Here is a 24,398-nt window from a genome sequence, read left to right as displayed (position 1 = left end):
CTTTGTTAAGAATATTTAATTTTTACTCTTAATTCATCTATAGCAATCCGATAGCGAAGCGGTAGCGAGTCAGACGCTCCTGCGTCGCTAACGCTGCGCTATCAAGCGTCTTTGATTTCTGAATCACTCGTAGAGGTAAGGGACTGGGGACTGGGGACTGGGAAGAAGGAATAAAGGTGTACTGAGTTTTGTTCAAAAATCAAATATGAGTCCTATATCTCACTAGTTAGGATTATTTGTTTATACAATACATTTTCCCAGTTTGCTACTTTCAAAGGGATCAACAGCACCAATCAAAGAAACATTTTTGTTTTCTGTGGGTAGAGATGTACGTGTACTTATTGTCTTGTTGATAGAACGAGCGAACAATCATAACTAAAATTGAAGAAGAATTCAGAAGTCAGAATAGGCTACGCCCTGCTGCGCTAACATGAGCGGGGCTGGAGACGTTTCCTTTAGCTCCGGTCAGAATTAAGATGGTCTCTACGAAACCCTACGCGTAGAGACCGTCTGAGTATAGGTTAAAACCGTACTTCTTCCCCATACGCTAATGTCCCCTAGTGGGCGAAAATAAATTCAAAAAGTCTCGCCTTAAAACTCTATTTCTTAAGAGTGGGAAGCACTTAGAGAAGCCTCAGCGACCACTACGCGAATATGGGTAGAGGATTCGGAATTCTGACTCTTGTTTTATATAGTATTAAAATTAAAAAATTTGGTGGTCATCATTGATGATAGTACCGACTGCTTGGTTATTCGCAAAGGTAGCATTTGCCGCACCATAGATATTGACAAAAAATGTTTCGTCAGCTTCAACTTTATTATCACCTCTAACGCCAATACTAACAATTTTACTGGTATCACCAGGGTTGAAAACAATTGTCCCCAACCCAAAATTGTAATCCGAGTCAGATTCTTGGGCAGTACCATCACTCGTGCTGTAATTTACAACTACCGGTTGATAGAATTCAGTAGAGAGAGTGACGACAAAATTAGCATTAGTGGTCATCCCTGTACTGCCTTCTTTGATTGATGTATCTGCAATGCTGATGGTGGGGGGGGCATCATCATTTATGATAGTAGCCACTCCCAAGCTATCAGTAATTGTGGTATTTATAGCACCGAAGAGATTGACAGAAAATGTCTCGTTGGTTTCAGCTTTATTATCACCGATGACACCAATACCAAGAGTTTTGCTGGTTTCCCCAGGAGCAAAAATAATCGTCCCTAAAGCCGAATTGTAATCAGAGTCAGAAACTTTAGCAGTACCATCACTTGTGTTGTAATTTACAGTAACTTGCTGCAAACTCGCTGCGGAGAGAGTGACGATAAAGTTAGCATTAGTGATTGTGCCTGTGTTACCTTCTGCAACTGAGACATCCGAGATACTGATAGTTGTTGGGTTGTCATCATCAATGATGGTAGCAACTCCTAAATTATCTGCGATCGCGGCATTAGTCGCACCCGAAAGATTGACAGCAAACGTCTCGTTGCTTTCAGTTTGATTATCGCCGATGACGCTAATACTAAGAGTTTTGCTAGTTTCACCAGGAGCGAAAATAATTGTTCCTAAAGCAGAGTTGTAATCAGAGTTAACAACTTGAGCAGTACCATCACTCGTATTGTAACTTACAGTAACTTGCTGAGAACTGGGATTAGAAAGACTGATAGTAAAGTTAGCGTTAGTTGTTCTACCTGTATTGCCTTCTGCAACTGAGACATCCGAGATACTGATAGTTGGTTGATTGTCATCGTTGATGATGGTAGCAACTCCTAAATTATCTGCGATCGCGGCATTAGTCGCACCCGAAAGATTGACAGCAAACGTCTCGTTGGTTTCAGTTTGATTATCGCCGATGACGCCAATACTAAGAGTTTTGCTAGTTTCCCCAGGAGCGAAAATAATCGTTCCTGAAGTAGAGTTGTAATCAGAGTCAACAATTTGGGCAGTGCCATCACTCGTGTTGTAATTTACATTAACTTGCTGATAGCTGGCATTGGAAAGAGTAATAGTAAAGTTAGCGTTAGTTGTTCCTGTATTGCCTTCAGTAATTGCAACATCCAAAATGCTGATAGTTGGTTGATTATCATCGTTGATGATGGTAGCAATTCCTAAATTATCTGCGATCGCAGCATTTGTCGCACCCGAAAGATTGACAGCAAATGTCTCGTCAGTTTCAAATTTGTTATCGCCGATGACACCAATACTAAGAGTTTTGCTAGTTTCCCCAGGAGCAAAAATAATCGTCCCTAAAGCCGAATTGTAATCAGAGTCAACAATTTGGGCAGTGCCATCACTTGTGTTGTAATTTACAGTAACTTGCTGATAGCTGGGATTAGAGAGACTAATAGTAAAGCTAGCATTAGTTGTTGTACCTGTGTTGTCTTCATTAACTGAGACATCCGAAATGCTGATAGTTGGTTGGTTGTCATCGTTGATAATAGTAGCAACTCCTAAATTATCTGCGATCGCGGCATTAGTCGCACCCGAAAGATTGACAGCAAACGTCTCGTTGGTTTCAGTTTGATTATCGCCGATGACGCCAATACTAAGAGTTTTGCTAGTTTCCCCAGGAGCGAAAATAATCGTTCCTGAAGTAGAGTTGTAATCAGAGTCAGCGACTTGAGCAGTACCATCACTCGTGTTGTAATTTACAGTAACTTCCTGATAGCTGGGATTAGAGAGACTAATAGTAAAGTTAGCATTAGTTGTTGTACCTGTATTGCCTTCAGTAATTGAGACATCCGAGATACTGATAGTTGGTTGATTGTCATCGTTGATGATGGTAGCAACTCCTAAATTATCAGCAATAGTGCCATTTGTTGCAGCCAAAAGATTGACGATAAATGTCTCGTCGGTTTCAAATTTGTTATCACCTACAACACCAATGCTAAGGGTTTTACTGGTTTCGCCAGGATTGAAAGTAATCGTCCCCGGAGTAGAATTGTAATCTGAGTCAGCAGCATTAGCAGTGCCGTCACTTGTGTTGTAATTTACAGTAACTTGCTGAGAACTGGCATTAGAAAGACTGATAGTAAAGTTAGCATTAGTTGTTGCACCTGTGTTTCCTTCAGTAACCGAGACATCCGAGATGCTGATAGTTGGTTGGTTATCATCGTTGATGATTGTTGCTGTAGCTGAATTGTTAGTAATTGTGGAACTTTCTGGCGCAGTTGTGAGGTTGGGGTTACTCAGGGTAACAGTAATGTCTTCATTAAGTTCAAAGGTATTGTCACCCAAAACATCGGCTGTAATTGTCTTTGTGGTTTCCCCAACAGCGAAGCTTAAAGTCCCAGATGCAGCACTTCCTCCAGCCGTAACTTGAATATTGTTATAGTCACTGCCAAAAGTTGCCGTACCGTTAAAAGCATAATCTACGGTGCTAGCTACACCAATACCACCACTGCGAGTAACCGTGAAGGTAACAGCTTGAGTACCGCTATTACCTTCAGTTAAAGTTGAGGTGGCGGTGGAAATTGCATATTGAATCGAATCATTAGCAGCAATATTGAGAGTAGTTTCAGTTATTGTCCCCAAATCCGCTCCTGTTGGCGTACCGAAGTTGAGTACAACTGTTTCTGCATTCTCAGGTAAATCGTCTGGTTTAATAGTAAAAGTAATTAGCTGTGTTAAATTTGCGCCTGTCGCCCCAGCAGCAAAAGAGATAGTAGTAGGGGAAAAAGTGTAATCGTTGCTAATAGTAGCCGTACTACTATTTTTGACGGCAATAGGAACTGTGACAGCTGTTTCAGGAGAGGCATTTAAAGTAACAGAAATAGTTACTGTAGTGGCGGTACTATCTTCTATTGCATTGTACGTAGCAGCACCAAAGCTGACTTTTGGAAGCACATATTCAAATGCTCCAATATCAATTCTGCCGCTTTCAATACGGTTAAAATTCGTGCCGCGTTGGTCGGTAGTTAAACCACCACTGTAAGTGGGATCACCAGCATTCCTGGCAGGACTGTTAAAGTCTAGAGCGTGAGTTTGTGTAGAGCCACCGTAATCTCCTAGCAGTTTGAGTCCAGGATTGGGGTTAATAATATCTGTACCCGTACCCAGAGTCCCGGATGATTTACCAGCAATTTTGCCAATCAGGTTGTAAGCATTACCATTGAAGTTGTTACCAAAGACATCGGCTCCTTGATTACCTGGGTCAATATTGCCGGCGATGATGCTATTACTAATGCTAACTGTGCCGCCACCTCTATAAATACCGCCACCATCACCTTGGCCATTGTTATCACTATCAGCAGTGTTGCCAAATATAGTGCTATTGCCGACTGTCGTATTGTTAGTGCTGTAGATGCCGCCACCATTAGTTTTTGCTGTGTTGCTAGAAATAGTGCTATTGCTGATAGTGACACTACCGTTACTACCGTTACTGAAAATGCCGCCGCCATTGCTGTTCGCAGTGTTACTAGAAAGAGTACTATTGCTAACTGTGGCATTGGTGCTGTACATACCTCCCCCAAGGTTCGCTATGTTGCCAAAAATACTGCTATCGCTGACTGTGGCACTACTGCTGTAAATGCCGCCGCCGTTGCTGCTGGCAGTGTTGCCAAAAATACTGCTATCGCTGACTGTGACACTACTACTGCTGTAAATGCCGCCACCACTGGTGCTGGCAGTGTTGCCAGAAAAAGTACTATTACTGACTATGACACTACTAGTACTGTAGATCCCACCACCATTTGCTCCATTTCCCCCAGTTATCTTCAACCCATCAATTGAGAGAGAGGCAGTGGCATTAAAAACACGGGAAGTATTGTTACCACTGATGGTAAGTTTATTAGCCCCAGTTCCTTGAATGATCACTCCTTCAGTAATATTCAATTCCCCAGAAGTGAGGGTAATGGTGTCGGGGGTGGCATCACCGAATATTCCAGTCGTGTCAAAGAGGATTGTCTCAATTCCTGGATCGTTATTGGCATTGATAATAGCTTGCCTTAAGGAGCCAGCACCGCTGTCATTGGTGTTAGTTACTATATAGGTGGTGCCATCTACTTTCACAGATACATCGTCAATGGCTAAACCATGATCGTTGCCTGTATCATCTGTGTCTTCCCAACGCAATATAATCTCTTCACCGTTAGCTATTGGGGTAGCTAGATTAAATATTACAGGTGTTTTGACAGTTCGATTGGCACTTTGATTACCATTCAGGGAACCTACGGTTGTAGTTGCAATTGGCCCGGTGAAATCTAGTGATGTGACAGGTGTCCATATTCCTGTTGTTAAACTTGTGACAGTTGACCCAGTTTGATAACTGAATTTCAGCTGTTGCTGCGATGTATTACCACCATTACGCCATTGCTCACCCGTGTAACCTACTTGCAACTTGGTAATTGGTGAACCTGTGTTGTTTTGGAGGCGCAATCCATAATAAATAGTTCCTGTAGCACCAGAAGCTACAGAACCGAGTGCCCGCTCTGTGGTTGTACCAAAACTGTACAATCCACCTGCGTTATTAGTGCCAGAACCAAGGCTGTAAGTTGTTCTTGTGGAATACCAACCTAAAATAGTTGAATCATTAACCCAAGCTGGTGTTCCGCCAGTATTTAATGTGTTGAAGTTTTGAGTGTATGTGCCAGTAAAACTAGCTGGCAAAATCGATTGGTAAGCCTGTATTACTTCCGGTTTAAATGCCAGGGAAGCCTCTATTTTCCCCGTCTTCACTTCTAAATTCCAATCGCCACCTAAAGCTTCACTTCCTGTTTTGTTAGTAGAAGCGGCAACATCAGCACCAGTTATTCGGCTAATCTGCTGCACAAATTTTGTGCCTTCACCACTGGCTACATCACAGCCATACAGCAAAATATCAGCATTCTCAGTTAAAACACTTGCCCATTTTTTTAACTGATTTGCATAGCTATCCAGGTTACTGATGTTGAGGTTGCCTGACCCCAGTTGCAAACTCCCCGCACTTCCGTGGGAAACAATGTGAATTGATTGAACTGAATTAGATTTACGTTTTTCTAGAAACTCGGTAATTTGTGCTAAACCATCTCTATTGGGATCAAGAATAACGACTTCACTGCCCAGGATGATACCAGCTACTAAGCTTTGGTAATCTATAACTTTTGGATCTATGAAAACAATATTTGTACTTGCTTCTAATATTTTATTATTAGAGTTTTTTCTAGTATTATAGTGATTATTTTCTGGCTGTTTGGTCATAATCATTAAATAGAAATTTAGATAGAATAAGATATTTGTTAGCTTGAGCTTGGTAGTGTTTTTCGTGCAGGACAAAATAGAAAGTGAATGGTTTTTCATTCGCTTTCATTCCCAAATTAAATCGGCGATTTAACCTTTTAACTAATGGGTTAAAGCCGCAATGTTTTTAATTTTTATATAACCAAGCACACCTTCAATAAAGTTAGCTATTTTTTAGTCCTAGCTTTTCTTTATAGCAATTTATGCTAAGTCTAATGCCAAGACAACTGCATTTCCACTTAAATCGTGATGGATTGACTGAAATTTGAGTAGATTAGTTGATTAACACTTATAGTGCTACTAACCCTTTTTGGATAGCTAAAACTGCGGCTTGGGTGCGATCGCATATTTCTAGTTTCCGCAAGATAGCATGGACATGCTAGTGGCAATGTAGAGTGACAGGTTTGGCGATGACTGGGGAATTAATGGGGCGATCGCTCCTAGAGAGGTCTGTTGTCTCCATAATTAATATAGATACAAGGCGTGTAACTAGAGGTTTTATGTCCCTAACCCTTGAAGACTTGGAACAAATGCAGCAACAGTATCCCGACTTTCGCATGGAACTAGTGAAGGGTAATATTATTGTTATGAGTCCATCAGGATACGAATCAGATGAGGTTGCAGCTGAAATGGTAGCCCAATTACGTAACTGGGTTAGACCGCGCAAACTCGGACGAACAGCAGCTTCTAGTGCCGGTTTCAGGTTGCCTAATTCAGACTTGCGCGCACCAGACGCCTCATTTGTTTTAGCCGAACGCTTGCGTCGCAGTCCGAAGTCTTTTGCTCAATTGGCTCCTGATTTGACTGTCGAGGTGAAGTCCCCTAGTGATAATTTACAGGATTTGAGAGCCAAAATTCAAGAATTTCTGAGTTTGGGAACTAAAGTAGGAATTTTGCTCAATCCAGATGAGCGGATTGTTGAAGTTTACAATTTTGGACAAGAGGCAATAATACTTCGTGATGGCGATATTTTAACAGTTCCCGAACTGCTCCCAGGATGGGAAGTACCAATTGCAGATTTGTGGCCTCCAGAGTTTGACTAGGATAGTAATGAAAAAGAAGGAGAAAGAGAACCCCATATTTAAAAATAGGGATCTAAATCGCCGTTACGAATTACGAATTACTTTCTGGAGTTTAAATACTACCGAATAGGGGCGTGTTTTTGAATTGAAGAGCTTTTTGTCGTTTTCTGCAAGATGATATCGCTCCGAGGTAATTCTTGGTTCTTCAAACTCGTCCACAGAAAAACCTGCTGCCTTGAAAGCTTTCCAGTAATCGGAAAGAGGACGGTGAAACCAGATAAATGGTGTTGTAAAATGGTTCCAAGGTTCGTCGTTGCGTTGCATCTTTTCAAAATAAGAAGAAGTCCAACTATAAAAAACCGTCCCATCCTCATTTACAGTCGTTGATTTGCCTTGGGGAAAGCAAGGATGTGAGAACACAAGGATTGCAACACCACTAGGCTTAAGAACACGATTGAATGCCCTGATTGCTCTTTCGAGATCGAGCAAATCCATGAGAACATAATTAGAGACGATCATATCAAATTGCTCATCTGGAAGCGACTTTAGTTCAGTGCATGAATCCAAATGAAAATCTATATCTAGATTATTTTGGCTAGCTCTGAATTGGGCAATTTCTATCATCTGAGGCGAAAAATCTATACCAGTTACACTAGCCCCTTTAAGGCAAAGCTGGCGTGCTAGATATCCTGTGCCACAACCAGCATCGAGGACAGACAATCCTGCAACGTTACCAGCGAAACTCCATAGGACTGGATCTGAGTTCAGAATTCGATTGCTGTCACCATCATCGCCAACTTGAATATCCCAGTCTTTAGCTCTATTATCCCAGAGTTCAAGTATTTCTTGATCGTCACATTTTGCCATGATTTCTTTAGTCATATTTTCCTCCTGAAAAGAATAACTGAACAGGACTTATTTATTTTCACATAGATATCTGCTGAACTTTATATAGGACTAATATTTGATTTCTGAAAAAGCTCAGTACAACTCGGAAAGCCTAATTCCCTATTCCCTACTCCCTATTCCCTATTCCCTATTCCCTATTCCCTACTCCCCACTCCCCGCCTGCGTAGATACGTTCAAAAATCAAATACGATTCCTATAGTTCATGGTAGTGCTGTGCTGCATTTAATACCTAGCTGAATTGGGAGAATCAAAATTTGGCAACTACGATAGTGATTTAGTCGCCGAGCAACTGAGTGACGGTAGAATATACCTAATTTATAATTTTCGTAGCTTCAAAAGCCAAACTATGACGATGCATTCCACACTCCAACGTGCATTTACTAACCGCCGCGTTCTGAAAGTGATTAGCGGCTTAAATAATTTCGACGCTGCTAGCGTTGCTGCTACTGTCAAAGCTGCTGAATTTGGCGGTGCTACTTTTGTCGATATTGCCGCCGATCCAGCTTTAGTCCAGCTAGCTAAAAGTTTGACAAATTTACCTATTTGCGTATCAGCAGTAGAGCCAGATAAATTTGTGCAAGCTGTGGCAGCTGGTGCTGATTTAATTGAAATCGGGAATTTTGATTCTTTCTATGCTCAAGGACGCCGCTTTGAGGCTCCAGAAGTGCTAGCGTTGACTAAGCAAACTCGCGCTCTCCTCCCAAAAATTACCTTATCTGTAACCGTTCCTCACATTTTGGAACTAGATCAACAGGTGCAGTTAGCAGAAGAACTGGTGAAAGCTGGAGCAGATATTATCCAAACCGAAGGCGGTACTAGCAGTAACCCAGTTCACCCCGGAACTCTAGGATTAATTGAAAAAGCTGCTCCCACCTTGGCAGCAGCTTTTGAGATTTCCCGCGTAGTGTCAGTGCCAGTATTGTGTGCTTCAGGCATTTCTAGCGTTACCGCACCGTTAGCGATCGCGGCTGGTGCTGCTGGTGTTGGTGTTGGTTCCGCCATCAATCAACTCAATAGCGAAATCGCAATGATTGCCGCCGTGCGTGGCTTAGTAGAAGCCTTGGCGACTGCAAATGTAGTAAGGAGTTAAGAGTGATGAGTTAGGAGTGATGAGTTATGAGTTAGGAGTGATGAGTTATGAGTTGAAGAAACTTATTCATTCAACAAAACTTTTAACCGAGTACCGTGGGTTTAAGTCCCCCGGTTCAATAACCGGTAAGTTTTGGGTCGGGGTCTAAATCCCCGTCACAAAACTTACTTGCGACTTGCGACTTGCGACTTGTTTTAACTTCTAACTCCTAACTTCTAACTCCTAACTCATAACTTCTTTCAAGGCATAAATCACCTGGTCTTGCTGCTGTTGTGTCAATTCTGGGAACATCGGCAAGGATATGACTTCATGGCAAGCTTGCTCTGCTATTGGTAAGTCTCCAATTTGATAGCCCAAATTCTGATAAACTGGCTGCAAATGTAAAGGATGGGGGTAGTAAATCATTGAACTCACACCCTGTTCTTGCAATTGGCTACGCACCCAATCCCGATATTTGGCGCTAGAACCATTTCGCCCTTCGCCTGATATGCGAATAGTGTATTGATTCCATACTCCAATACCCCCAGGTAATTCTTGGGACGGGACGATCCCCGGAATTTGACACAGATATTGGTAATAATAGTTGGCGATATCTCGTCGGCGCTCATTCCAAATATCTAAATAACGTAGCTTAATCTGCAAAATAGCTGCTTGGAGAGCATCTAAGCGGCTATTTACACCAATTTCTTCATGTAAATATTTAATTTTACTGCCATGATCTCGTAAGATTCGCAGTTTAGTGGCGATCGCTGGGTCGTTAGTCGTGATTGCGCCGCCATCGCCGCAACCACCAAGATTTTTGGTAGGGTAGAAACTAAAACAACCAATATGTCCAATACTTCCGACTTTTTGATCGGCCCAAATTGCCCCTGTAGACTGAGCGCAATCTTCAATTATTGCCAAATCGTGAGACTGAGCGATCGCCATCAATGATGTCATATCCACAGGCTGCCCAAATAGGTGAACCGGGATAATCGCTTTAGTTTTGGGTGTAATTGCTGCCGCTACTTGCTCTATATCTAAATTAAACGTAGTTGCGTCAATATCGACAAAAACAGGCTTTGCCCCCACGGCGCTAATCACTTCAGATGTAGCAATAAAGGTGAAAGGCGTTGTAATCACTTCATCGCCTGCACCAATTTCCAAGACTCGTAACGCTAAGAAAAGCGCATCAGTACCAGAATTACAAGCCACACATTCAGTAACAGTATTATAAGCGGCAAACTGTTGTTCAAAACCTTCAACTAAGGGGCCGCCAATATAGCGACCAGAAGCCAAAACCTCTAAGACAGCTGCACTTACTTCTGCTTCAATGGTGGTGTATTGCTGCTTGATATCAAAGGCAGGGATAAGATTTACACTTTGGATCATGAGTTCTTATTTTATTGGGAGATACAAAGGATGCACTTCGACAGTCAATTTTTGCTGATTGAATTGTTAATCAAAGAGGAGCTACTAAAAGACTATCGCCCAAGATACGCATCTATTAGGGATTTTACTTAAGTTGTGGTGCAGTAAGCTACCGCACATTTAATTTACAGATATAGGCATACTAGGTTTTTGCCATGTTAAGGTCGTACCATTTGGAATTTTGAATTGATGAAAGTGATACATATCAACGGGTTTCGGCGAGAAGTCTCACACTATAGGTACTCGTTGCTGTGGGAGGAACGCCGCCTCGGGAGTGGGGACTGGGGACTAGGTACTGGGAAAACATTCAAAAATTTGGGAGTAATTAAAGCAAATTCCATAATTTTTAGCTTGAAAACCAAATCTCCAGTCCCTAATCCCCAGTATCCAGTCCTTTTTACTCAAGATCCAACACATCGGATCAAAGTTCCGCTTGTGTGGACTGCTTTGAGAAGAAAATACCAGGAGATAGAGAACCTATGCAGGATCTAATCAAACTGGATTTCGTGGATTTAGCTATGGCTGTGGGATTGATGGCGATCGCCATTGGTTTATCTGCCTGGGAAAAATTAGGATTAGAGTTGAACCTAGCCCTTGCGACTGGGAGAACCATCTTACAACTTCTGGTATTGGGATACATTTTAGATTTCATCTTGGCTTTAGACAATGCTTGGGCAGTTTTGACGCTATTAGCAATAATGCTGACAATTACGGCGATTGTCGCACGAAATCGCATCAGCCAAAAAATTCCTCATCTGTTGCCTTTGGTGTGGGGTGCAATTTTAATTAGTACTGCCCTGACAGTGTTTTACACCAACTTCCTGATTATTCAACCAGAAAGATGGTATGAACCACAGTATATAATTCCTTTAGTAGGGATAGTCTTAGGTAATGCTACCAATGCAGCTGCGATCGCAGGCGATCGCCTTGTCAGCACCATTAATTCCAGCCATCTCGAAATCGAAACCCACTTAAGCTTGGGCGCAACTCCAGAGCAAGCAGTTAGCCAGTATCGCAAAGACTCCATCAGAGCCGGGTTAATTCCCACTCTCAATCAAATGATCCTCATCGGGATGGTCGCAATCCCAGGAATTACCACCGGACAGCTATTAGCTGGTGTGAAACCCTTGGATGCTGTATCTTACGAAATTTTGATTATGTTCATGGTTACTTTCGCTAACTTGTTGACAACAGTTTTACTTACTAAGGGGTTGTGTCGTCAATTTTTTAATTCTGCCGCCCAGTTGGTGAGGTGAAGGGATTAATCTACATCCAATCACCCCGCCTCATTTGGAAGTTTCCTTCAACTTCAAAGCTTCCCACTGAGACGGAGCAAATTCTGCCTCCATCTGCAAAACTTCGGCTTGATACTCTACGTCATTTGCCATTTCTGCTAAGGCTGCATCAATTTCTGCCCGTTTTTGGGCAGCGAGTTCACGCCGTAATGCCCGTGTTACAAACTCGTTGCGGCTTCTGGCTTTTCCTGACTGAACGGCTTTATCCGTTGCCTCTAGCAAATCTTTTGGCAGAGTCAGTGTTGTGCGAACCGTCTGTTGCTCCATACAGTTTTAGCAAATGATGTTTGGTTTGATGATTTTCATAACATCATTTTAGTCATAGGTGATAGAGTTTTCAATAAAAGGTAAATTAAAATGGCATTTAGTAATTATAAAAGTATTAGCACTGTCATTAAAAAATTTCAAATTAAATACGTACAGTCTAATTTTATGATGGAGGTATCATTTCCAGTTGAACAGTCTTTCAAAGATGAATTAGATTTGCTATTTGCTGATGGAGTTATTGATAATTCTGAAGATGCTATTTGTGAAAATCTCATCTATCCAGTATTAAAAGAAGTATGGAAAACTTACCGAAGTAAGTTAACACTTTGGAGTCATGAAACATTAGCTTACGACGAAGATTTATCAGGCGTTCCAGATTATACTGTGACACAGCGAAACCCACTAGGTACGATTGTTTTTGATAAACCTTATTTTTTGACAGTTGAAGCCAAACAAGACAAATTTGAAGAAGGCTGGGGTCGGTGTTTAGCTGAAATGATCGCAGTGCAGCGAATTAATGATGATTTTGCCAACGATGTTTTTGGAATTGTTTCTAATGGCAGAATATGGCAATTTGGAAAGTTAATTTCCGATGTTTTTACTCGGAATAAAAATCTGTATGTAATTCAAGATTTAGATAAATTATTTGCTGCGGTTAATTATATTTTTCAACAATGTGAATTAAAAATCCAAAAATAATAACATACAGCATTTTTCAAGTAATTGAAGTACACAGGTAGGGGCACAACATTGTTCATAGGTGTCAACTTAAGCTGGAAATAGCTTATCTGTTGGCTTCCATGCCCGCCCGGAAATAAATAAATGAGTAATGAGTAATGAGTAATACCCATTACTTATTACTTCAAAAATAAATTTCTTTGGCTTTTAGCTTAAGTCTACTGAAGTAGACTGGAGATTTTTGGCCATATTTAGTCATCTTCAGATGACTTTAGCTATGAGACGGGAATTTCAATTCCCGGCGGACAAGCGGTTTCACGTTAAGTTGACACTAATGTTTCTAACCGCCCTTTTAACGTTAATTTAAGATTTTAGATTAAAAGTCTTTACCACAAGGATTATCTAAATTTGTCATGTTATGGTATAATAGCGCAGTTTTTAGCTAGCTAAAAAACAAACACCAGAAAGTGATACTATAATGAACCCTTTTAAATTGAATAACTATAGCGATCGCGAACCCAGTGAGAAACAACAAAAAAGATTTCCGGGATGGTTTGCTTTAGATTTTGGTACGTCGAATTCGACAGTTACACTTTTCGATCCAATTGAAGTACCGATCGCAGAAATTTTACCCAAAGAACAAGAAATGCGGTTGCGCGATCGCTTATCACAATGGCTGAGTTCTCCCGCCTCAGTGGCTTTACCAGATGTCAGCGCTGATGATTGGGAAAAGTTTATTGTAGAAATTAGCAAAAATCTGGAGATAGAACCAAGAAAGCTGAGTGAAGTATTTGAAAGTGATAATAAAGAGCGATTTTTGGAAGCAATTCGCCAAATTGAACTTTCTTTAGGAAACAGCGAGAGATTCCGCCGTGCTGTCAGCAAAAAACTTTACCAAATCTATCATGAGGTGTTCCGCGTCCCTACCCTAGAGTCGCAAAATCTGATCCCAGTTGTGCTGGATATCGATCGCCGCGATACGGAAATTCCCAGCGAGTCGGAAATTTCGCACTTAGGGGATTTAAAACTGCGGATGGGTAGGGAAGCTAGAGATAACCGAAAAAAAGCGATCGCTCAAGGTACAAGCGGTTCTTTAAAGGAAATTATCAGCAGGTTTCACCATTCACCCAAACGCTATTTTGGTCAGGAGCGATCGTTTTCAGTTATTTTGGATGGTGAAGAACAAACAATTACCGCTAACCAGTTAATCCAATCTGCTTGGGCGCATTTAATCGAGTTAACTGAAGACTACCGCCAACACGCACGACGCAGATTTTCAGAAGGAGATTTTTTAACAGCAGTTGTCACCTACCCAACAGTCGCCCCACCAGTTGTTCGTAAGGAAGTTAGGGAATTAGTTGAGCAGTTGGGGATCGATGATGTGCAAACTGCTTATGATGAAGCCGTTTCTGTGGCAATATTCTTTTTATGGCGAGAATTTGGCGGTAATCTCAACATTGGGATTGAGTCATTCAAAACTCGTTGTCGCCAAGTAGGAAACAAATGGTCACAAAATGTTCTCGTCTTGGATATTGGTGGGGGAACTACAGACTTAGCTTTAATCGAACTAACTTTAGAAGATAAAACCCCAGCTTTTGCTGATTATGAAGACCGAGGTTTAGGAGGACGTTACTATAAACTTACCCCCAAACTATTAGGTTCATCTGGTCATTTACAGCTAGGCGGTGAGTTAATTACACTGCGAATTTTTAGATTATTAAAAGTTGCGATCGCAGAATTTTTATTGACAGCAGTAACAAAAGGTGGTATTGAAAACGAAAAGCTAGAAGATTTAATTAACTCCGAGTTAAACGAGCGTTTTTTAGAACAAGGCAAATTCAAAACTGGCAGTCTTTTAAAATGTCTGGATAGAGAAAATCCAGAAGGCGATATTGCTTATAAAGATGCTCTAGATACTGCCGAGAAAGTATTGCCCACCCGTTGGCAACAAGCACCCCAACGTCTACAATCTTTTTATATTCTCTGGGATTATGCAGAAGCAGCTAAACTTAAACTTGGGCAAAAGCCACCAGCAGAGAATTCTCTATTAACCTTCACACTTTCTGAACAGCAAATTTCCGAATTACTCACTCAAAGCGCCGTTAAATTACAAGTTACAGATCCAAATAACATCTGTGTCACCTTAGATAACCAGCAATTTGAACGAGCCGCCGCATCTGGAATTAAAGAAGCGATCGGAATTGCCAAAGGACTAATGGAAAGTCGCTTGCGTCCCGACGATCTCACCAAAGATTCTTGGAATTCTCAAAAAGTTGATTGGTTAATTTTGTCTGGTAAAACTTGTAATTTAGACATAGTACAGCGCCAAATCTACCAAGAATTTAGTAAGTCCCCATATTTTGTCTGGAATCCAGAACGGATTACCTTTGTGTTGGAATTTACCAAGCTAGCCACCTCCGCCGGTGCTTGTTATGCCGAAAAGCTGCGAAGATTAAGATTCGATCCAGAAGAATCCAAAAGCTTGCTGCGTAAGGGAGCAAACCAGCTAGAAATTGATGTCAAAAATCTATTTTATTATTTGCCCTGCAACTTCAAACGCAAAACCCAAAGCAACGATTTACTAACTATATTCAAAGCCGGACAAGAACTCTATCAACTCGCACCTTGGGAAACTGCTGCCAAAGTTCGTACTCATTGGCAAGGCATACAATTAACTAACATTATCTACCGTCAAGATTACGAAGAAGGAGATTTGCGATTATGGGGAAGCTTTGACGGCAAAAACCTCATGAATAAACTGGAGATGCAAGAAGCAGAGTTTCTAAAAAAAATCAAAGTCCAGTTTGAGATTGACCAAACCCTCGAATTTAATGTATTGCTTTGTCAGGGAAATCCCCATTATTTGATTGATATTTCTGGTATTAATTTAGAATCGGTAGTTTCAGAAACTTCTGCGTTATTTGCTGATGGTAAATTAAACTGGAATATTGCTGTGGAAGGCTTCAATAAAGACTTGAATGATGGTGATATTGCCGTCAATGTTATTGAGTCTGCAACCGTAGATCAACCAGATGCCTATCATCTTGTATTTGAAGTAGGAAATGATGGTAGTAGAACGTTTCACAAATTTCACTATTTGCGCGATGGAGTGACGCAACCAGGAATTGGGTTAATTAGTAATCCCTTACCTCCCTTCCCACAAACTGGCCAGCACACCTTCTATGTTTATCAAACAGATGCCGAAACAAACAGTAAAAAATGGATAAGAATTGGCGCACTCAGTAAACCAGATGTGACTACAGATTACCCTTGCCAATATCGTGTAACTCTCGACGATCAAGGTATTCTAAGGATGCACGCTGGTGAAGTCCCTTACTGGACATCACAAAATCAAGAATGTTTAAAGGAAGAAGGATGTGTTTATCGTGCTGAATTAGAGTTACAACCTAATGAAGTTGATAAAGAACGCGATCCTTTTTGCGGGATACATTAAACCTCTGCGTTCCTCTGCGCTAACCTTTGCGTTCCTCTGCGTTGAAAAAATTAATATTTTAAACGCAAAGGGGCGCGGAGTAAACGCAAAGGGGCGCAGAGGTTTGCCAAGTATATTTGGAGGTGATATTTATGCAGCACTTGCGTCAATTATTAGAGATAGAAAACTCAGAGTTAGCCCAATTACTGCGGTTTAGTTTGTATGGACTAGAGGCTAGTTTAAATCAGGCTCGTGCAGAATTACCACTAGATCCAGGATCTAAAATATGCGATGAGGTGCTGCAAGAACTTCATAACCTGTTGCAACCTACGTCGCCACAGCAAAATACTGGCGGATCTTCCCCGCCAGATGAGTTAAAACTAAGTCACCTCCGAGAAGCTTTTAATTCTGACTCAGAACTCAGTTATTATCTGGGTAATTCCCAACTGCAAAGCCAAACAGATTCAGATTTGTGGAATGAGATTCAACGCAAACTGCTACGACTTCCAGAGGATTTAGCTACATCTTGGCAACAGCGTACCTTGGATCTGGCTCAAGAAGTTGGTGCGATCGCAGATAATTCTAACCTTTATCAACTTCCCTTTATCCGCAACGAAATTATCTACCCCGGACTTAGTGGTACTGTTCAAACTCAAGGATTGAGCTTGTATCAGCAAGCACTTTCAAATTCTAAAATTCCCCAAGGTAATACATCCGATTTAGCAGCAGCGTTTCTATTTTTATATATGAATTTTATCGAAATAGACCCGGATTTACATCATGCTTTAAAAAATGTTTTTAGCTTCGATGTTATTTCCTTACACTCCAAACCAGAACAGCGCGATCAATATATTGAGGCTTTAAGCGATCGCTTCCAACGCACTCAAAAAGCAGAAAAAAACACTGATCCCTTATTAATTCTCCGTGCCTGGATTGACATGGACGAAGCTATACATTCCCTAGTATTTGTACCACCGGCTGAACGCTATTCTTGGTGGGGAAAGCTGCAACATGAATCACGGCGTATCCTGAAGAAAGTCGCTGATGAAGCTATTAATGCAGGTAATGAAGTGCGAATTCGCCAATTATCGGGACTTTATGCAGATATCTGTGCTTTATCCAAGGATGACTTACAACTAGACTGTGGTGGTATTCCTGGCGAAGTCTTAACTTGTCTTCGAGTATATGCGCGAATTAATCAAGAAGAATCTCCAGGTCGTATAATATTTCGCTCATCACGCTAGCTGCTGGCGAGTTTTCTAATTCTTGAGATTATGAGGCAAGGCAGACAATTTTACTAATCCCCGCCTTGCCTCATAATCTAATGAAGGTAAAAACGTTTAAATCTAAAGGATGCCCCAGAAGTGTAGAATCCCTTGACCAGAAAATACTTCAAGTGCAACAGCAGATAAAAAGCCAATCATTGCAAAACGACCGTTCCAGTTTTCGCTCTGAGGAGTGAAGCCCCAGCGCAAAGCATTAGGATCTTCTGAAACCAAAGGCGTAGTCTTCTTAACGTCTGCCATAAATAATACTCCGAGCTTTTATGTTGTAACAGTTATAACTGCCTGTAAAGTAATGTAACAGATTTTTACGAAATTGCAACATTTAATTGGCTCAAAAATGAAATTTATTTAGCTAACTTATATTAAGTATGCGTAATTTCTTGTCAATATCCCGAGGATGGTTAGAATTAAAAGGTTATGCGTAGTCAATAAACTAAGGTAGTATGACATCCATAATTACATATAGTAGCTGAGGTGTAGTGCAGTGAGTCAAGTTTTAAGCTTGGAATTAAGTGATGAAGTCTACGCGGCATTGCAGCAACAAGCTGAGGTTTTAGGCGTATCTCTTGCAGAATTGGTAGCTACTTCCATAGAACAGCAGTATGGTTCTCCAAGACGTGAAAAGTCGCAAGCTGAAACAGAGAAAGAAGTCGCTCGTCAACGTTTCCGAAGTCATGCTGGAAGCATTAACCTTGGTTACGCTACAGGAGCAGACAATGAAAGCATTGATGCTGATTTAGTCAGAGCATACAACAATAGTTTTTAGCAAACAAATTGAGTGTTTATATTACCCCAAATGTGACGATTTCTAATTATGCTCAAAAGTCCTCTCCGATATCCTGGTGGTAAGTCAAAAGCAATTAATCAAATAGTCGAATACTTGCCAGAGAGCTTTTCGGAATTTCGAGAACCTTTTGTGGGTGGTGGTTCTGTATTCATTTATTTAAGACAAAAGTTTCCGGATCTCAAAATCTGGATTAACGATTTAAACCGCGAAATTTTTTTATTCTGGAAATTTGCCCAATCTGATTTAGCTCAGTTAGTTAAAGAAATTCGACAGATTAAAGTTAAATATACAGATGGTAAGTTGCTTTTTACAAAATTAACTCAGGTCGATATCAATAATTTATCTGATTTAGAAAGAGCCGTTCGCTTTTTCGTCCTTAATAGAATTACTTTTTCTGGAACTGTAGAATCCGGTGGTTTTTCCCAAGAAGCTTTTCATAAAAGATTTACTGATTCTTCAATAGAACGACTTGAAAAGTTAGAAAATATTTTATCAGAAAATGTGCAAATTACTAATTTGGATTACAGCCACGTATTAAAATCAGAAGGTGAAGATGTATTTATATTTTTAGATCCACCATATTTTAGCGCTGAAAAATCAAAGCTATATGGTAAAAGAGGTGACTTGCACACCTCATTTGAACATCAGAGATTTGCTGAACTTTTGCAACAATGTCATCATCGCTGGTTAATTACCTATGACAACTCAACACAAATTAGAGAAAATTTTCAATGGGCTAATATTTCAGAGTGGGAATTACAGTATGGGATGAATAATTATAAGCAGAGTGGTGCGGCTAAGGGAAAAGAGTTATTCATTGCTAACTATGAAGTTCAACGGGATTTAGACAAAATCGCATCTTCTATTGCATAGTCCAGCAACCACGGTACTGCAAACTGCTGCGGTTCTTGAGGTGAATGAGTTCGTTGCCAATCAACTGTTTGCCGCAATGCTTCATCTAACGGCACAATTTCCCTATATCCCAACTCTTGACGGATACGAGTTGAGTCTACAAACCAATCTTGCGCTGTATTACCAGGCAATTTCCACTCTGATGGTAACTGGCTTTTGGGTACGATAACAACTTTACCCTGCCATCCTGCTATTTTCCCGACTTTGGTGATGTGTTGAGCTTCGGTAAGTGCTTCTACATCAGCGACGTGATAAATGCGACTAGTTGCGCGTTCGTTTGTTGCTGCTAGTGCGATCGCATACGCTACATTTTCCACATAGCCATAAGAGCCACGCCATTGAGCGATATTGTCTTCCAAAACAATCGCAGGACGGTTATCATCCATCCGCCGAAGATAGGAATACAGGCGATGTCGGAAATCTCTGGAACCATATACCATTGGCAAGCGTATAATCGTTCCAGGTAAGTTGGATGCCATCACCACCCCCTCCACCAGAATCTTTTCATAATCAATTGGCACAGCGATCGGTCTAGAGGGCATTTCCCGGTATGGATAAAGTTGTTGGCGCAGGGGTGAATCTTCGGTAAGTGGTACAGGTACAACATCAGATTCCTTACCCCAAAGCACATCGTATGCACGATACACATCTATACTGCTAATCGCAACAACACGCTGGGCAATACCTTCAAATGTGTTCATCAGAGTTAGTGCATCTTGTTCGTTATAAGCAATCATATCTACCACAATTTGAGGCGAAAGCTGTCTAAACTTGCTTTTCATCTCCAAAAGATGGGAGCGATCGCCCAAAATTTCCTGCACATCTGGTGGTAAGTTAGCTGTAGTTTTTCCCCGATGAAATACGCTCACTTCATGACCCATTGCAATCAGTTGACGGACTACAGAAGGGCCAATAAAATTTGTGCCACCAATGATGAGTATTTTCATTTTGGTTTTCATCCATTACTGTTTGTCGATATTAGAGTGGTTTGCAGATTATATAGATGCAGATGTTTTCAAGATGATATTGTCAATTAAACCGTAAGCTTTTGCTTCTTCAGGACTCATGAAAAAGTCACGTTCAGAATCCAGTTCAATCTTTTCTGGCGATTTACCTGTATTAGCAGCGAGTATTTTGTTCATTAATTGGCGGAAATATAAAATTTCTTTGGCTGCAATTTCAATATCAGATGCTTTTCCCTGAGCGCCTCCTAATGGTTGATGAATCATAATTCGAGCATTTGGGAGAGCATATCTTTTACCCTTAGTTCCAGCAGCAAGCAAGAATGATCCCATTGAAGCAGCAATACCGATGCATACAGTACATACTTCTGAACGAATTTGATTCATAGCATCGTAAATAGCCATTCCTGCTGTCACCGAACCTCCAGGACTGTTAATATACAATGTGATATCTTGCTCTGGATCTTCAGCATCAAGAAATAGCATTTGTGCAACGATGAGGTTAGCTGTCTCGTCTGTAACTTCATTTCGCAAAAATATAATTCGCTCTGCAAGTAAGCGGGAATAAATGTCTAATGCTCGTTCCCCTGTTTCTGATTGTTGAATAATCATTGGGATGCTGAGTTGAATTTGAGAATTCATATTTGATATCTCCAAGCAAGATTAATCAATTCAAAATTCAAAATTCAAAATAAAATGCTTAAGCTATTTTTTTCAGGAATTAGGATTTTTATCAAAAGTCTGTTTATTCATATTTAATTTTCCAAAAGCTCAATTTAATGTAGCTTGGCTAATACTCATCCAACTACAAATAATAATGTTGCCAAGCTTTAAATTGAAATGTAATTATTGGCGTGCAATATGTGAATTTACACTTTAACTACTGCAATCTTTGACTAAGATTTGCGGTAATTTTTCATGTAAACTATAGTTCCATCCACCATTGAGAAAATAACTAAGAACGATACTATCTAATGCCTCATATCTACTAATGGGTATTGATGAGAATACAGGGCTGCGATTATTTGGTATTACTGTCTGCATCCCTGCCTTGGACTCATGCATAAATTTCCCTTGCCACGGTTGGGAAAGTTCCATTGGTTCATTGAGCTTGATGGCTTTTTGAATCAAACCTTTATGTTCAAGTAGAAGTTTCGTACCCCCAACTACGGGTTGGATTGTCCAGGTAACAACTGAAGGCTGGCACATCATACTGTCTTGCCAAGTGAACGCCAGTCGTCTTGGCTCATCAAGTTCAATTACCTGACAGTCTATGTCTCCCTCCAGCCCTGGCAGTGTCGAATGCACAAATCGGAATTTGTGTCCTAAACGTGGCTCAAAGTCGTTTTCCATTAGCCATACTGCCAATGCTTGACGGTTAGTGAGTACCTGCCAAACCCGTTGGGGAGGATAGGGATAGAACACTTCCATATTCAAGTTTCGGAGCATCAATTTTCCTCCAAATAATTGCCAAGGGCATCGAGTTTTTCTTGCCAAAACTGCTCGTAATGAGCAATCCATTCAGATATCTGTTTCAATGGCTCCGGGTTTAGCCGATAGAAACGCTGTCGCCCTGCTTTTCGCATTTGTACTAAGCCTGCTTCACAAAGAATCTGTAAGTGCTGAGAAATCGCTGGCAAGCTCATGGCAAATGGCTGGGCTAGTTCTTTGACTGGTTGCTCACCACTACGTAACAGATCCAGTAGCGCCCTGCGTGTGGGATCTGCGATCGCCACAAAAACATCGGCACTGGCAGCAGGTCTACTCATTCCTATTAACCATATATTTAAGCAAACGCTTAACTATTTATAGAATACATAAGTAATTGCTTAAATGTCAACTCCTAAGAACAGCAAAAGGTTGGGATTTTAGTTTCCCAAGCTTGGCTGCTATTTCTCATTTTTCGGTAGGATAGCTCCCATACCCACAAAAACCTTAGCTATGACAACTTCCCCAATCCCTGCTCAAGAATCCTCTGTTAGCTGGTATCTTCTGCTGCAACAATTAATAGATGGACAATCATTGTCTCGTACTCAATCTGCTGAATTGATGCAAGGTTGGCTCAGTGAAGCGGTTCCCCCAGAGTTATCGGGAGCAATTTTAACAGCGCTGAACTTTAGAGGCATTTCTGCCGATGAGTTAACCGGTATGGCTGAAGTATTACAATCTCAATCAAGACTGGGGACTGGGGACTGGGGACTGGGGACTGGGCAAGAATCTACCCAATCCCCAATCCCCCTAATTGATACCTGTGGTACTGGTGGAGATGGTTCATCAACTTTCAATATTTCTACAGCTGTTGCTTTTGTTGCCGCAGCCTACGGTATACGCGTCGCCAAACACGGTAATCGTTCAGCTTCAAGTCTCACAGGAAGTGCAGATGTATTGGAAGCCTTGGGTGTAAATTTGAGTGCTTCTAGTGAAAAAATACAAGCCGCACTACAAGAAGTCGGGATCACCTTCTTGTTTGCTCCTGGTTGGCATCCAGCACTCAAAGCGGTTGCCCAATTGCGGCGGACTTTGAAAGTGCGAACAATTTTTAATTTGCTTGGGCCGTTAGTAAACCCCTTGCGTCCTACTGGGCAAGTGGTGGGCTTATTCACTCCTAAACTTTTGGCAACTGTTGCCGAAGCTTTACAAAATTTGGGTAAGGAAAAGGCGATTGTGCTGCACGGACGAGAAAAACTTGATGAGGCGGGGTTAGGAGATGAAACTGATTTGGCGGTGTTATCAGACGGGGAGGTGCAGTTAACTACCATTAATCCCCTAAATTTTGATTTAACGCCTGCTCCCATAGGTATGCTTCGGGGTGGAGATGTCCAAGAAAATGCGGAGATTCTCAAGGCGGTACTCCAAGGTAAGGGAACTCAGGCGCAACAGGACGCAGTAGCTTTGAATGCTTCGTTGGCGCTACAAGTCGCAGGTACGATCGCCTTCCTCGATCACGCTGAGGGTATTAAAATCGCTAAGGATATCTTACAGAGTGGGGCAGCTTGGACGAAATTGGAACAGTTAGTTGAGTTTCTGGGGAATTGATTTGCGATCGCAATTGCGGGCGAAATTCTACGACATTACGCTTAATGGTGACATCATAATTACCAAAAAAGTCATGTCCTAAAAGTCCAGTTTCTAGTTCCGCACCTGCGATCGCTACTGGTATTTTATTCACTATTACCCCGCCAACTGCCATCGAATTAACATAGCCCACAGGAAATTCTACCGCTCTGGAACTGGCGGTGTTTGCCTTAGCTTTCCCCACTGTGACGATTCCCAAAGCATTAGCCATCTGTTGGGTGATGACAGTACCACTCGCTCCCGTATCCACAATCATCTCAAATTTCTGCTGGCCATTGAAGGTAACTTCCACAATTGGCGTACCACCAATGCGCCTTTTAATCGGGGCTGTAAATACTGCTTGATCTGGAATCACCACTGCTGATGAGGGCAAATCTGGCTCTGGTGATAACGGTTTTGTTTCTATAGAAGGTAAAGTAAACTTTGGTATGGTTTCTCTTTGGGGAACAACAACTACTACTTTCTGAGGTTCTCTAACTGCAACAGGGCGAGGATTAGCTTGCTGCTGGGCGTATTTAACTAGGCGGCGATATTCTCTGATTTTGGTTTGAGCGATCGCAAATTCTGGGCTTTGTGGTCGCACTCTTCGCATCAGCGCGATCGCATCCTGGTACTGACTCGCCACCAACTTCCAGTCATCTGGAGATTGAGCCGATTGGCTAATACTCCAAGCGCCAACAGCTTTGTCTCGCCCCATTTCAAAAAGACTTGGTTCACTTTCAGATTCAGACGGATCTAGCGGCTGCGCTTCTGGGGTAGCTGCGGGTGTCACTGGTTCGACAGTCGGCTTTACTGATGCCAGACCCCCAACAGGTGTGGGTTGGTCATTGCCACCAGTCGCGGTGTTTTGTTTGTCTTCACTACAGGCAACACATAAAATCGCTAGAACGCTTGATACAAAAATTAGGGTTGCACGGGATAAAAAAGACTGAAGCATAATTAATTTTAACTGCCCAAGCTTTGCCAAATCCACTCCCGCTAATTTAATTCCCTTTTAATTTTAATTAACTATTTTAAAAACTCCCAATTGCTCAACTTATGGGACAATTAACAAT

Annotated in this window: 20 protein-coding genes and 1 pseudogene; 9 read left to right on the top strand and 12 right to left on the bottom strand. The window is 41.4% G+C overall.

Annotated features, from left to right (window positions below; all coding sequences use genetic code 11):
* Window positions 1–37: 37 nt before the first annotated feature.
* The 3 genes and pseudogenes from V7K76_RS15740 to V7K76_RS15730 all read right to left on the bottom strand — a co-directional run.
* Complete coding sequence (locus V7K76_RS15740) at window positions 38–196, bottom strand: hypothetical protein (protein ID WP_335029862.1); 159 nt, start codon at window positions 194–196, stop codon at window positions 38–40.
* Between the two features lie 507 nt (window positions 197–703).
* Window positions 704–6,178 carry a Calx-beta domain-containing protein gene (locus V7K76_RS15735; RefSeq protein WP_335029861.1) on the bottom strand — a complete coding sequence of 1,825 codons (5,475 nt, stop codon included), beginning with the start codon at window positions 6,176–6,178 and terminating at the stop codon, window positions 704–706.
* A 328-nt stretch (window positions 6,179–6,506) separates the two neighbouring features.
* Window positions 6,507–6,596, bottom strand: a pseudogene (locus tag V7K76_RS15730) (DNA-binding response regulator); the annotation flags it as partial.
* Between the two features lie 121 nt (window positions 6,597–6,717).
* Here V7K76_RS15730 and V7K76_RS15725 point away from each other — a divergent pair.
* Window positions 6,718–7,260: a Uma2 family endonuclease gene (locus V7K76_RS15725; protein WP_334774277.1), complete on the top strand. Its 543-nt coding sequence runs from the start codon at window positions 6,718–6,720 to the stop codon at window positions 7,258–7,260.
* A gap of 63 nt (window positions 7,261–7,323) precedes the next feature.
* Here V7K76_RS15725 and V7K76_RS15720 read toward each other — a convergent pair whose 3' ends face one another.
* Complete coding sequence (locus V7K76_RS15720; RefSeq protein WP_334780190.1) at window positions 7,324–8,121, bottom strand: class I SAM-dependent methyltransferase; 798 nt, start codon at window positions 8,119–8,121, stop codon at window positions 7,324–7,326.
* A gap of 373 nt (window positions 8,122–8,494) precedes the next feature.
* Between V7K76_RS15720 and V7K76_RS15715 the strand changes: the two genes are divergently transcribed.
* Window positions 8,495–9,238 carry a DUF561 domain-containing protein gene (locus tag V7K76_RS15715; RefSeq protein ID WP_334780220.1) on the top strand — a complete coding sequence of 248 codons (744 nt, stop codon included), beginning with the start codon at window positions 8,495–8,497 and terminating at the stop codon, window positions 9,236–9,238.
* A 222-nt stretch (window positions 9,239–9,460) separates the two neighbouring features.
* Here V7K76_RS15715 and V7K76_RS15710 read toward each other — a convergent pair whose 3' ends face one another.
* The gene (locus tag V7K76_RS15710; RefSeq protein WP_334780189.1) at window positions 9,461–10,609 is read right to left on the bottom strand and encodes a DegT/DnrJ/EryC1/StrS family aminotransferase; all 1,149 of its coding nucleotides are present in this window, start codon (window positions 10,607–10,609) and stop codon (window positions 9,461–9,463) included.
* Window positions 10,610–11,127: 518 nt separating this feature from the next.
* Between V7K76_RS15710 and V7K76_RS15705 the strand changes: the two genes are divergently transcribed.
* Window positions 11,128–11,904, top strand: a complete 777-nt coding sequence (locus V7K76_RS15705; protein WP_334780187.1) for an ABC transporter permease — start codon at window positions 11,128–11,130, stop codon at window positions 11,902–11,904.
* A gap of 30 nt (window positions 11,905–11,934) precedes the next feature.
* On the opposite strand, the gene V7K76_RS15700 is transcribed toward V7K76_RS15705, so the two are convergent.
* Entirely contained in the window at window positions 11,935–12,210 is a 276-nt protein-coding gene (locus V7K76_RS15700) for a ribbon-helix-helix domain-containing protein (RefSeq protein WP_334780186.1), read from the bottom strand.
* A gap of 90 nt (window positions 12,211–12,300) precedes the next feature.
* Between V7K76_RS15700 and V7K76_RS15695 the strand changes: the two genes are divergently transcribed.
* The 3 genes from V7K76_RS15695 to V7K76_RS15685 all read left to right on the top strand — a co-directional run bounded on the left by V7K76_RS15695 (window position 12,301) and on the right by V7K76_RS15685 (window position 17,565).
* A complete protein-coding gene (locus V7K76_RS15695) occupies window positions 12,301–12,909 on the top strand; it encodes a hypothetical protein (RefSeq protein WP_334780185.1) in 609 nt (202 codons plus the stop codon).
* 457 nt (window positions 12,910–13,366) lie between these two features.
* Window positions 13,367–16,342, top strand: a complete 2,976-nt coding sequence (locus V7K76_RS15690) for a molecular chaperone (RefSeq protein ID WP_334952764.1) — start codon at window positions 13,367–13,369, stop codon at window positions 16,340–16,342.
* A gap of 131 nt (window positions 16,343–16,473) precedes the next feature.
* Window positions 16,474–17,565, top strand: coding sequence for a hypothetical protein (locus V7K76_RS15685; RefSeq protein WP_334952765.1), 1,092 nt, complete (start codon window positions 16,474–16,476; stop codon window positions 17,563–17,565).
* A gap of 102 nt (window positions 17,566–17,667) precedes the next feature.
* On the opposite strand, the gene V7K76_RS15680 is transcribed toward V7K76_RS15685, so the two are convergent.
* Window positions 17,668–17,847 (bottom strand): high light inducible protein, encoded by a 180-nt coding sequence (locus V7K76_RS15680; RefSeq protein WP_229471559.1) that lies wholly within the window; start codon window positions 17,845–17,847, stop codon window positions 17,668–17,670.
* A 244-nt stretch (window positions 17,848–18,091) separates the two neighbouring features.
* Between V7K76_RS15680 and V7K76_RS15675 the strand changes: the two genes are divergently transcribed.
* Entirely contained in the window at window positions 18,092–18,373 is a 282-nt protein-coding gene (locus V7K76_RS15675; protein WP_334780181.1) for a hypothetical protein, read from the top strand.
* 48 nt (window positions 18,374–18,421) lie between these two features.
* Window positions 18,422–19,267: a DNA adenine methylase gene (locus tag V7K76_RS15670; RefSeq protein WP_334952768.1), complete on the top strand. Its 846-nt coding sequence runs from the start codon at window positions 18,422–18,424 to the stop codon at window positions 19,265–19,267.
* Here the strand turns inward: V7K76_RS15670 and V7K76_RS15665 are convergent.
* From V7K76_RS15665 to V7K76_RS15650, 4 genes are all read right to left on the bottom strand, one after another.
* Window positions 19,228–20,253, bottom strand: coding sequence for an NAD-dependent epimerase/dehydratase family protein (locus V7K76_RS15665; RefSeq protein ID WP_334952770.1), 1,026 nt, complete (start codon window positions 20,251–20,253; stop codon window positions 19,228–19,230). The two genes, V7K76_RS15670 and V7K76_RS15665, sit on opposite strands and share 40 nt — an antisense overlap.
* 48 nt (window positions 20,254–20,301) lie before the next feature.
* The gene (clpP, locus tag V7K76_RS15660; protein WP_334952772.1) at window positions 20,302–20,910 is read right to left on the bottom strand and encodes an ATP-dependent Clp endopeptidase proteolytic subunit ClpP; all 609 of its coding nucleotides are present in this window, start codon (window positions 20,908–20,910) and stop codon (window positions 20,302–20,304) included.
* A gap of 234 nt (window positions 20,911–21,144) precedes the next feature.
* The gene (locus tag V7K76_RS15655) at window positions 21,145–21,717 is read right to left on the bottom strand and encodes an SRPBCC family protein (RefSeq protein WP_334952774.1); all 573 of its coding nucleotides are present in this window, start codon (window positions 21,715–21,717) and stop codon (window positions 21,145–21,147) included.
* Window positions 21,717–22,037 carry an ArsR/SmtB family transcription factor gene (locus V7K76_RS15650; RefSeq protein ID WP_229492935.1) on the bottom strand — a complete coding sequence of 107 codons (321 nt, stop codon included), beginning with the start codon at window positions 22,035–22,037 and terminating at the stop codon, window positions 21,717–21,719. Before V7K76_RS15650 ends, V7K76_RS15655 begins: the two co-directional genes overlap by 1 nt.
* A 172-nt stretch (window positions 22,038–22,209) precedes the next feature.
* Between V7K76_RS15650 and trpD the strand changes: the two genes are divergently transcribed.
* Window positions 22,210–23,304, top strand: a complete 1,095-nt coding sequence (trpD, locus tag V7K76_RS15645) for an anthranilate phosphoribosyltransferase (RefSeq protein WP_334952776.1) — start codon at window positions 22,210–22,212, stop codon at window positions 23,302–23,304.
* On the opposite strand, the gene V7K76_RS15640 is transcribed toward trpD, so the two are convergent.
* Window positions 23,234–24,280 (bottom strand): retropepsin-like aspartic protease family protein, encoded by a 1,047-nt coding sequence (locus V7K76_RS15640; protein WP_334952778.1) that lies wholly within the window; start codon window positions 24,278–24,280, stop codon window positions 23,234–23,236. The genes trpD and V7K76_RS15640 overlap by 71 nt on opposite strands.
* Between the last annotated feature and the right edge of the window lie 118 nt (window positions 24,281–24,398).

The sequence above is a fragment of the Nostoc sp. genome, from assembly GCF_036917975.1.
GTDB lineage: Bacteria > Cyanobacteriota > Cyanobacteriia > Cyanobacteriales > Nostocaceae > Nostoc.
This window is presented reverse-complemented; position numbering and strand designations above follow the sequence as displayed.

Bases quoted from the DNA above. Each gene is read 5' to 3' on its own strand.
- V7K76_RS15715 (WP_334780220.1), top strand. From the start codon at position 8,495: ATGACGATGCATTCCACACTCCAACGTGCATTTACTAACCGCCGCGTT.
- V7K76_RS15655 (WP_334952774.1), bottom strand. From the start codon at position 21,717: ATGCTCCGAAACTTGAATATGGAAGTGTTCTATCCCTATCCTCCCCAA.
- V7K76_RS15640 (WP_334952778.1), bottom strand. From the start codon at position 24,280: ATGCTTCAGTCTTTTTTATCCCGTGCAACCCTAATTTTTGTATCAAGC.
- V7K76_RS15735 (WP_335029861.1), bottom strand. From the start codon at position 6,178: ATGACCAAACAGCCAGAAAATAATCACTATAATACTAGAAAAAACTCT.
- V7K76_RS15670 (WP_334952768.1), top strand. From the start codon at position 18,422: ATGCTCAAAAGTCCTCTCCGATATCCTGGTGGTAAGTCAAAAGCAATT.
- V7K76_RS15705 (WP_334780187.1), top strand. From the start codon at position 11,128: ATGCAGGATCTAATCAAACTGGATTTCGTGGATTTAGCTATGGCTGTG.
- V7K76_RS15695 (WP_334780185.1), top strand. From the start codon at position 12,301: ATGGCATTTAGTAATTATAAAAGTATTAGCACTGTCATTAAAAAATTT.
- clpP (WP_334952772.1), bottom strand. From the start codon at position 20,910: ATGAATTCTCAAATTCAACTCAGCATCCCAATGATTATTCAACAATCA.
- V7K76_RS15690 (WP_334952764.1), top strand. From the start codon at position 13,367: ATGAACCCTTTTAAATTGAATAACTATAGCGATCGCGAACCCAGTGAG.
- V7K76_RS15725 (WP_334774277.1), top strand. From the start codon at position 6,718: ATGTCCCTAACCCTTGAAGACTTGGAACAAATGCAGCAACAGTATCCC.
- trpD (WP_334952776.1), top strand. From the start codon at position 22,210: ATGACAACTTCCCCAATCCCTGCTCAAGAATCCTCTGTTAGCTGGTAT.
- V7K76_RS15685 (WP_334952765.1), top strand. From the start codon at position 16,474: ATGCAGCACTTGCGTCAATTATTAGAGATAGAAAACTCAGAGTTAGCC.
- V7K76_RS15650 (WP_229492935.1), bottom strand. From the start codon at position 22,037: ATGAGTAGACCTGCTGCCAGTGCCGATGTTTTTGTGGCGATCGCAGAT.
- V7K76_RS15710 (WP_334780189.1), bottom strand. From the start codon at position 10,609: ATGATCCAAAGTGTAAATCTTATCCCTGCCTTTGATATCAAGCAGCAA.
- V7K76_RS15680 (WP_229471559.1), bottom strand. From the start codon at position 17,847: ATGGCAGACGTTAAGAAGACTACGCCTTTGGTTTCAGAAGATCCTAAT.
- V7K76_RS15720 (WP_334780190.1), bottom strand. From the start codon at position 8,121: ATGACTAAAGAAATCATGGCAAAATGTGACGATCAAGAAATACTTGAA.
- V7K76_RS15700 (WP_334780186.1), bottom strand. From the start codon at position 12,210: ATGGAGCAACAGACGGTTCGCACAACACTGACTCTGCCAAAAGATTTG.
- V7K76_RS15665 (WP_334952770.1), bottom strand. From the start codon at position 20,253: ATGAAAATACTCATCATTGGTGGCACAAATTTTATTGGCCCTTCTGTA.